This is a genomic window from Streptomyces sp. NPDC042102, from assembly GCF_055582305.1.
The window spans coordinates 157309-165227 of sequence record NZ_JBVJDL010000011.1; the positions used below are offsets into that span (position 1 = coordinate 157309).

The window sequence follows — 7919 nt, forward strand, 5'->3', positions numbered from 1 at the left end:
GGGCCTTTCCGGGCGCTTCAGGACGTACGGGTGATGAACGCGGTGCGACGGGGTGCGCCGACCGCCGGTGCCTACGCGGCGAGCTTGGCCAGGGCCGCGTCGATGCGGGCCAGGGTGCGCTCCCGGCCGAGGATCTCCAGGGACTCGAAGAGCGGCAGGCCGATGGTGCGGCCGGTCACGGCGACGCGGACCGGGGCCTGGGCCTTGCCGAGCTTGAGGCCGTGGGCCTCGCCGGCGGTCAGGACGGCCTGCTTGAGCGACTCGGGGTCGCTCCAGTCCGCCGCCTCCAGGTGCGCGCGGGCCGTGGTGAGCAGCGCGGCCGGCTCGCCCTTCATCGCCTTGTCCCAGGAGGCCTGGTCGAACGCCGGCTCCTTCAGGAAGAGGAAGTCGACGTTGTCCGTGATGTCGGACAGGACGGTCACCCGGGTCTGGGCGTGCGGCGCGATGGCCTCCCAGGCGACCGGGTCGAAGTCCTCCGGCGCCCAGGGGGCGTGCGGGGCCCGCAGCCAGGGGGCGCAGGCGTCCGCGAAGTCCTTCGGGTCCAGCATGCGGATGTGGTCGCCGTTGATCGACTCGCACTTCTTGAGGTCGAAGCGCGCCGGGTTGGCGTTGACGTCCGTGATGTCGAACTTCGCCACCATCTCGTCGATCGAGAAGATGTCCTGGTCCTTGGAGAAGGACCAGCCCAGCAGCGACAGGTAGTTGAGCAGGCCCGCGGGCAGGAACCCGCGCTCGCGGTAGAGGTTCAGCGAGGCCTGCGGGTCGCGCTTGGAGAGCTTCTTGTTGCCCTCGCCCATGACGTACGGCAGATGGCCGAACTGCGGGATCTCCTTGGCCACGCCCAGCTCGATCAGCGCCTTGTAGAGGGCGATCTGGCGCGGGGTGGAGGACAGCAGGTCCTCGCCGCGCAGCACGTGCGTGATCTCCATCAGCGCGTCGTCGACCGGGTTGACCAGCGTGTACAGCGGCGCGCCGTTGGCCCGCAGGATGCCGTAGTCCGGCACGTTCTCCGGGGTGAAGGTCAGCTCGCCGCGCACCAGGTCGGTGAAGGTGATCGGCTCGTCGGGCATCCGGAAGCGCACGATCGAGGTGCGGCCCTCGGCCTCGTACGCCGCCTTCTGCTCGGGGGTGACCACGCGGCACATGCCGTCGTAGCCGGAGGGGCGGCCCTCGCGGCGGGCGATCTCGCGGCGCTCGTCGAGCTCCTCGGCGGTGCAGTAGCAGTGGTACGCGTAGCCGCCGTCGATGAGCTTCGCAGCGACGTCCGCGTAGAGGCCCATCCGCTGGGACTGGCGGTAGGGGGCGTGCGGGCCGCCCACCTCGGGGCCCTCGTCCCAGGTGAAGCCGAGCCACTTCAGGGAGTCGAGCAGCTGCTCGTAGGACTCCTCGGAGTCGCGCGCCGCGTCGGTGTCCTCGATGCGGAACACGAACGTGCCACCGTGGTGGCGGGCGAACGCCCAGTTGAAGAGGGCGGTCCGGACCAGGCCCACGTGGGGGTTGCCGGTCGGGGAGGGACAGAAACGTACGCGGACGGAGCCGTTAGCCACGCTTGATCACCTTGTTGGTGAGAGTGCCGATGCCTTCGATGGTGACGGCGACCTCGTCGCCGACGTTGAGGGGGCCGACTCCGGCCGGGGTCCCCGTGAGGACGACGTCGCCGGGGAGCAGCGTCATCGCCTCGGTGATGTGCACGATCAGGTCCTCGACGGAGCGGACCATGTCGCTGGTGCTGCCCAGCTGGCGCTGTTCGCCGTTGACCGTGCACTGGACGGCCAGGCCCGCGGCGACCGCCGCCGGGTCGAGGTCCGTCTCGATCCAGGGGCCCAGCGGGCAGGAGCTGTCGAAGCCCTTGGCCCGGAACCACTGCTTCTCGCGCTGCTGGACGTCGCGCGCGGTGACGTCGTTGGCGCAGGTGTAGCCGAGGATGACGTCCTTGACCCGCTCGCGGGGGACCTCGCGGCACATCCGGCCGATCACCACGGCGAGCTCCGCCTCGTGGTGGAGGTCCTGGGTGAAGGAGGGGTACGCGATGGGGTCGCCCGGGCCGACCACGGAGGTGGAGGGCTTGAAGAAGGTGATCGGGGCCTCGGGGACCTCGTTGCCGAGCTCCGCCGCGTGCTCCGCGTAGTTGCGGCCGATGGCCACGATCTTGTTCGGGAGCACGGGCGGCAGCAGGCGGACCTTGTTCAGCGGGACCTTCGTGCCGGAGAGCTCGAAGTCCGCGAACGGGATGCCCTTGATGATGTCGAGGACGAGCTCGCCCTCGGCGCCGGGGGCGGCGTCGCCCTCGACCGCGCCGAAGGCGACGTTGCCGTCGATCGAGAACCTGGCGATGCGCACGTGTTGCGTCTGCCCCTCTTGTGTTTCCGCTGGCTGGAGTCTGCGGACTCCAGGCTAACGCGGTGGGCAGCGCCTCCCCGCGCTGTTCGCGCGGCGGCGCGGGGCCCCGCCGCTACTGCGCGGCGGCGGCCGGGGCGTCCATGAGGACGGTGCGGCGCGGGTTGGCCGTCTGGGTGGGCAGCTCGACGGCGTGCTCCGGGGCCTGCGGCGCCTGCAGCTCCTCGGCGTCCTTGAGGTGGGCGAGCGTGGTGCGGCGCGGGTTGGCTATGTTGCGGAACATCATCGTCGTCTTCATCGGGGTATCGGGTCCTCGGTCACTGGGGCGGTTGTCGGATGTGCCACCCCTGTAAAGGCTCAGGCTAAACATCGGCATCCCCGCGGGAACCGGGAAGTAATGGCCACAGCTGTGTGAGTTTGCTCACCAGTGACCGGGCATTATGGACATTGCAGGCAGTCAAAATGACCCGAAGAAACGGACATTGCGCCACTGAATGCGCCATTCCGCTCCTGATCATCTCGACTGGGACACCTTGACGATCTCGTCGTTTGGGTGGTGTACGTCCGATTCCTACCGAAAGAGCCTCCACGCCACGTAGCGCCTCCGTCACGTGACGTCACCGACGCTCCGGGGCCACGCTCGCACCTTGTTGGAGATCGAGCACTGTGCTGGAATTCGCGGGACCGCCGCGGGTATCAGCCGGCGCGCAGGGGGCGCTTCCACGCGCCGAGCCCGGCGGGCAGGAAGGGGAGACGCGCCGGTCACCTACGACCACCATGGGGCCATTCGCGCCCCACGACTCGACACCGTCCCACCGGTCACCCGGAGGGACGCCTGGTCCAGAGGTTGCGACGCTAGTGCAGGGACGATTCAAGAGGGATGGCAGCGCTGCGGCGGAGCAGGAGCCGCGCGGCGGGACCGACCGTGGCTCCTCGCCCCAGCACGCCCAGAACCGCGGGCCGGCTGCCGGTCAAGGCGCCCCCGACACCTCCTCCCCCACCCCCGTGAAGGCGGGCAGGGGCCGGAACAAGGGCAAGGGCCGCGGCGCCACCACGCCGCCGGACGAGGCCGTCGAGCAGGACCAGGCGATACCCAAGGCCCCCAGTGGGTCCGGTTCCCGTCTGTCCATGCAGAACTGGCGCATCAGCACGCGACTGGTGTCGCTGCTGACCCTGCCGGTCGTCGCGGCCACCACGCTGGGTGGCTTCCGTATCAACGACTCGCTCAACGACATCGATCAGCTGGAGCACATGCAGCTCCTGACGACGATGACCCGGCAGGCCACCAACCTGGCCGCCATGCTCCAGGAGGAGCGGGACAAGTCCGCGGGTCCGCTGACGGTCGACAAGAACAACCCCGAGAAGGCCGGCAAGCCCAACAGCATCGTCGAGGGCGTCCGTGACTCCACGGACTCGGCCCTGGCGGCCTTCAACGCCGCGACGGACAAGGTCGACACCCAGAGCGACACCGACGAGACCCTCAAGTCGATCCGCAACAACATCCTGCAGATCGGCCGTCAGCTCGCGACCATCGACGACATCCGCAAGAAGGCGTACCAGGTCAGCGCCCAGCAGACGATCACCGAGTACAACTCGCTGATCGTCTCCCTGCTCTCGCTCTCCCAGGACATGGCCCAGGCCACCTCCAACCCGGAGATGATCAAGCGTACGCGCGCCCTGGCCGCGTTCTCCTCCGCCAAGGAGTACGCCTCGATCCAGCGCGCGATCATCGCCGCCGCCCTCCCCGAGACGGGCGACAAGCCGGGCGTCATGGACGAGAACAACCGTCTGTACGGCCAGTCCGCGCTCCGCGGTGAGGGCCAGGCGAGGAAGACCTTCGAGCTCGTCTACCAGGGCAAGGCCGAGGACCTCCTGCAGTCGCTCGGCGACGGCAACGCCGAGGTCGGCACCGCCGACCACTACGCCCGCCGCGTGCTCAGCAACCCGGGGCAGCTCGGCAAGGAGAAGAACCGGTCCTGGATGGACTGGTACGACGCGGACGACACCAAGCTCGTCGCCATGAAGGTCATCGAGCTCACGCTGCTCGAGGACATGGAGCAGAAGGCCCGCGAGCTCAAGAACGAGTCGCAGCGCGACGCCATCATCAACGGTGCGCTGATCCTCCTCGTCCTCGGCGTCTCCCTCGTCGGCGCGTTCATCATGGCCCGGTCCATGATCCGTTCGCTGCGCCGGCTCCAGGACACCGCGACCAAGGTCGCCCAGGAACGTCTGCCCGAGCTCGTCAAGCAGCTGTCCGAGACCGACCCGCAGGACGTGGACACGTCCGTGGAGTCCGTCGGTGTGCACTCGCGCGACGAGATCGGCCAGGTGGCCGCGGCCTTCGACGACGTGCACCGCGAGGCCGTCCGCCTCGCCGCCGAGCAGGCCCTCCTGCGGGGCAACGTCAACGCGATGTTCACCAACCTCTCGCGCCGTTCGCAGGGCCTCATCCAGCGCCAGCTCTCGCTCATCTCCGAGCTGGAGTCGCGCGAGGCCGACCCGGACCAGCTGTCCTCGCTCTTCAAGCTCGACCACCTCGCGACCCGTATGCGCCGTAACGGCGAAAACCTCCTCGTCCTCGCGGGCGAGGAGCCGGGCCGCCGGTGGACCCGCCCCGTCCCGCTCGTCGACGTGCTCCGTGCCGCCGCGTCCGAGGTGGAGCAGTACGAGCGCATCGAACTGGCCTCGGTCCCCTCGACCGATGTGGCCGGCCGCGTCGTCAACGACCTCGTGCACCTCCTCGCCGAGCTGCTCGAGAACGCGACCTCGTTCTCCTCGCCGCAGACCAAGGTCAAGGTGACCGGTCACGCGCTGCCCGACGGCCGCGTGCTGGTCGAGATCCACGACACCGGTATCGGTCTGTCCCCCGAGGACCTCGCCGCGATCAACGAGCGGCTCGCGTCGCCGCCCACCGTGGACGTGTCGGTCTCCCGGCGCATGGGTCTGTTCGTGGTCGGCCGCCTGTCCCTGCGACACGGCATCCGCATCCAGCTGCGTCCCTCCGACTCCGGCGGTACGACGGCGCTCGTCATGCTCCCGGTCGACGTGGCCCAGGGCGGCCGCAAGCCCGGCCCGATGCCCGGTCAGGGCGGTCCGGGCGGCGCGCCCGGCACCCCGGGCGGTCCCGGCGGCCAGCAGGCCGGCGCCCAGAACTCCATGGCCGCTCCGGGTGCCCGTCAGCCGGTCGGCGCGGGCCCGCAGCGCAGTCAGGTTCCCGGCGGCGCCCAGCGTGCCGCCCTGCCGGGCCGCGACGGCTCCGGTCAGCAGCGCGGCCAGCAGCGTGGTCCGGGCGCGCCCGCGGGTCCCACCCAGAACGCCTTCGGCGCCGGCGCTCCGGCCGGTCCCGGCCGCGGCCCCGCCGCGTCCTCGCCCGCCGGGCCGCCGGCCGGTGGCCCGCAGCAGCGTCCGGCTCCCGCGCCGTCGGCCCAGGCCGGTCCGGCCGGGTTCCCCCAGGGCACGGGCGGCTTCGAGCGGCCGCAGCCGGCGCCCCCGATGCCGGCCACGCCGTCCGCGCCCGCAGCTCCGCAGGGCCGCGGCCCGCGGGCGCAGCTGCCCCCGCGCGGTGGCGCGCCGCGTCCGGAGCTCCCGGGCGCCGGCGGCGCTCCGGCCGGCCAGCCGCAGACCACCAGCTGGGGTGCCGCCCCGGGCCGGGGCGGCCAGGACGTCCCGCGCGGTCACGACGAGCTGACGGGCCCCGGCTCGACGGCGGAGTTCGCCCGCCCGGACTTCAACGCCCCGTACCCCCAGTCCAACAGCGCCAACAGCACCACCGGCCAGTTCGAGCGCCCCGACGTGCGCGGCGGGCAGGACCCGGCGTCCACCGGTCAGTTCGCCCGCCCCGACTTCGGCGCGCCGCGGCCGGGCGGTCCGGGTGTCGGTGCGTACGGCCAGCAGGGCCAGGGCGCCCCGCAGGCGCCCGTACCGGCGCGGCCGGAGACGCCGCGGCTGCCGCAGGGCCACCAGCCGGAGGCGCTGCCGCCGGCCCCGAGCTCCTCGGAGGCCCGCAGCCCGATCTTCGACACGCTGGAGTCCAACTGGTCCCGCCAGGACGGCGGCCAGAACGTGCCCCAGCAGCCGCAGCAGGCGCCGACGGCCCAGCCGCCGCAGCGTCAGCAGCCGCCGATGATGCCGCAGCGCGGCCAGGAGCGCGCGGCCGAGCCCGCGGCCCAGGCCACCGGTGCCACGCCGACGGTGAGCTGGCGCTCCTCGCCCAACGACGAGCTGATGCGCCAGGCCGAGCGCGTGCGCCAGCCCGCCGCGGGCGGCATCACGACCTCGGGGCTGCCCCGCCGGGTCCCGCGAGCGAACCTCGTGGCCGGTACGGCGCAGCAGCAGGCCGACGCCCAGTCCGGCCCGCAGGTCTCCCGTGCCCCGGACGACGTCCGCGGCCGTCTGACCAACCTCCGACGGGGTATCCAGCAGGGACGTCAGGCCGGCAACAGCGGGCCCGCGACCGGCAGTTACCAGATCGACCCCACTTACCAGCAGGAGCGATAGTTGAGTTCGATGAGCCAGGCGGCACAGAACCTGAACTGGTTGATCACCAACTTCGTGGACAACACCCCTGGGGTGTCCCACACCGTGGTGGTCTCCGCCGACGGCCTCCTTCTGGCGATGTCCGAAGGTTTCCCGCGTGACCGCGCCGATCAGCTGGCGGCCGTGGCCTCCGGACTGACCTCGCTGACCGCCGGAGCCTCCCGCATCTTCGAGGGCGGCGCCGTCAACCAGACCGTGGTCGAGATGGACCGGGGATTCCTGTTCCTGATGTCCGTCTCCGACGGGTCCTCGCTGGCCGTGCTCGCGCACCCCGAATGCGACATCGGCCTCGTGGGCTACGAGATGGCCCTCCTCGTGGACCGCGCGGGCAGCGTCCTCACCCCGGACCTGCGCGCGGAACTGCAGGGCAGCCTGCTCATCTGACCGCCATCTTCCGGCCGGCCGGTACTGCCGGCCGGAAGACCCGGGCCCCTGGCCCCGGGAGCCAAGTACCACCACCAGGCCGTCATCTCTTCCCCCCACCGGCCCCGTCAGACGGCACGCTGACCACTGCTGTCCAGCCCGGAGGACTCATGACCCCGCCCCCCGCCTACCCCGATTCGTACGGAGATTCGTCGTACGCGGAAGGCGACCAGCCGCTGGTTCGTCCCTACGCGATGACCGGCGGCCGGACCCGGCCGCGCTACCAGCTCGCCATCGAGGCGCTGGTCAGCACCACGGCCGATCCGATGCACCTGTCGGGCCTGCTCCCCGAGCACCAGCGCATCTGCACGCTGTGCCGCGAGGTCAAGTCGGTCGCCGAGGTCTCGGCACTGCTGTCGATGCCGCTCGGCGTCGCCCGGATCCTCGTGGCCGACCTGGCCGAGGCCGGAATGGTGGCCATCCACCAGCCGGGCAATGGAGAGGCCGGCGGCACGCCGGATGTAACGCTGCTCGAGAGGGTTCTCAGTGGACTTCGCAAGCTCTAACGGAGGCTCCCACGCCGGGACCGCTCGCTCCACCACCTCCGCGAAGATCGTGGTGGCGGGCGGCTTCGGCGTGGGCAAGACCACGTTCGTCGGCGCGGTCTCCGAGATCAACCCCCT

Annotated in this window: 6 protein-coding genes and 1 pseudogene; 4 read left to right on the forward strand and 3 right to left on the reverse strand. The window is 71.3% G+C overall.

Going from position 1 to position 7919, the window contains the following annotated elements:
• Positions 1-71: 71 nt before the first annotated feature.
• From gltX to ACZ6KO_RS30315, 3 genes are all read right to left on the reverse strand, one after another.
• A complete protein-coding gene (gene gltX, locus ACZ6KO_RS30305; RefSeq protein WP_469307180.1) occupies positions 72-1547 on the reverse strand; it encodes a glutamate--tRNA ligase in 1476 nt (491 codons plus the stop codon).
• The gene (locus ACZ6KO_RS30310) at positions 1540-2340 is read right to left on the reverse strand and encodes a fumarylacetoacetate hydrolase family protein (protein WP_469307181.1); all 801 of its coding nucleotides are present in this window, start codon (positions 2338-2340) and stop codon (positions 1540-1542) included. The genes gltX and ACZ6KO_RS30310 overlap by 8 nt, the downstream gene beginning before the upstream one ends.
• 112 nt (positions 2341-2452) lie before the next feature.
• Positions 2453-2635 (reverse strand): hypothetical protein, encoded by a 183-nt coding sequence (locus ACZ6KO_RS30315; RefSeq protein WP_226729351.1) that lies wholly within the window; start codon positions 2633-2635, stop codon positions 2453-2455.
• Positions 2636-3195: 560 nt separating this feature from the next.
• Between ACZ6KO_RS30315 and ACZ6KO_RS30320 the strand changes: the two genes are divergently transcribed.
• The 4 genes and pseudogenes from ACZ6KO_RS30320 to ACZ6KO_RS30335 form a co-directional block, all read left to right on the forward strand.
• The gene (locus ACZ6KO_RS30320) at positions 3196-6834 is read left to right on the forward strand and encodes a sensor histidine kinase (protein ID WP_469307182.1); all 3639 of its coding nucleotides are present in this window, start codon (positions 3196-3198) and stop codon (positions 6832-6834) included.
• Positions 6835-6843: 9 nt separating this feature from the next.
• Complete coding sequence (locus ACZ6KO_RS30325; protein WP_008739864.1) at positions 6844-7257, forward strand: roadblock/LC7 domain-containing protein; 414 nt, start codon at positions 6844-6846, stop codon at positions 7255-7257.
• A gap of 149 nt (positions 7258-7406) precedes the next feature.
• Entirely contained in the window at positions 7407-7802 is a 396-nt protein-coding gene (locus tag ACZ6KO_RS30330) for a DUF742 domain-containing protein (RefSeq protein ID WP_401457033.1), read from the forward strand.
• Positions 7783-7919, forward strand: a pseudogene (locus ACZ6KO_RS30335) (ATP-binding protein); the annotation flags it as partial. The gene ACZ6KO_RS30330 and the pseudogene ACZ6KO_RS30335, both read left to right, overlap by 20 nt.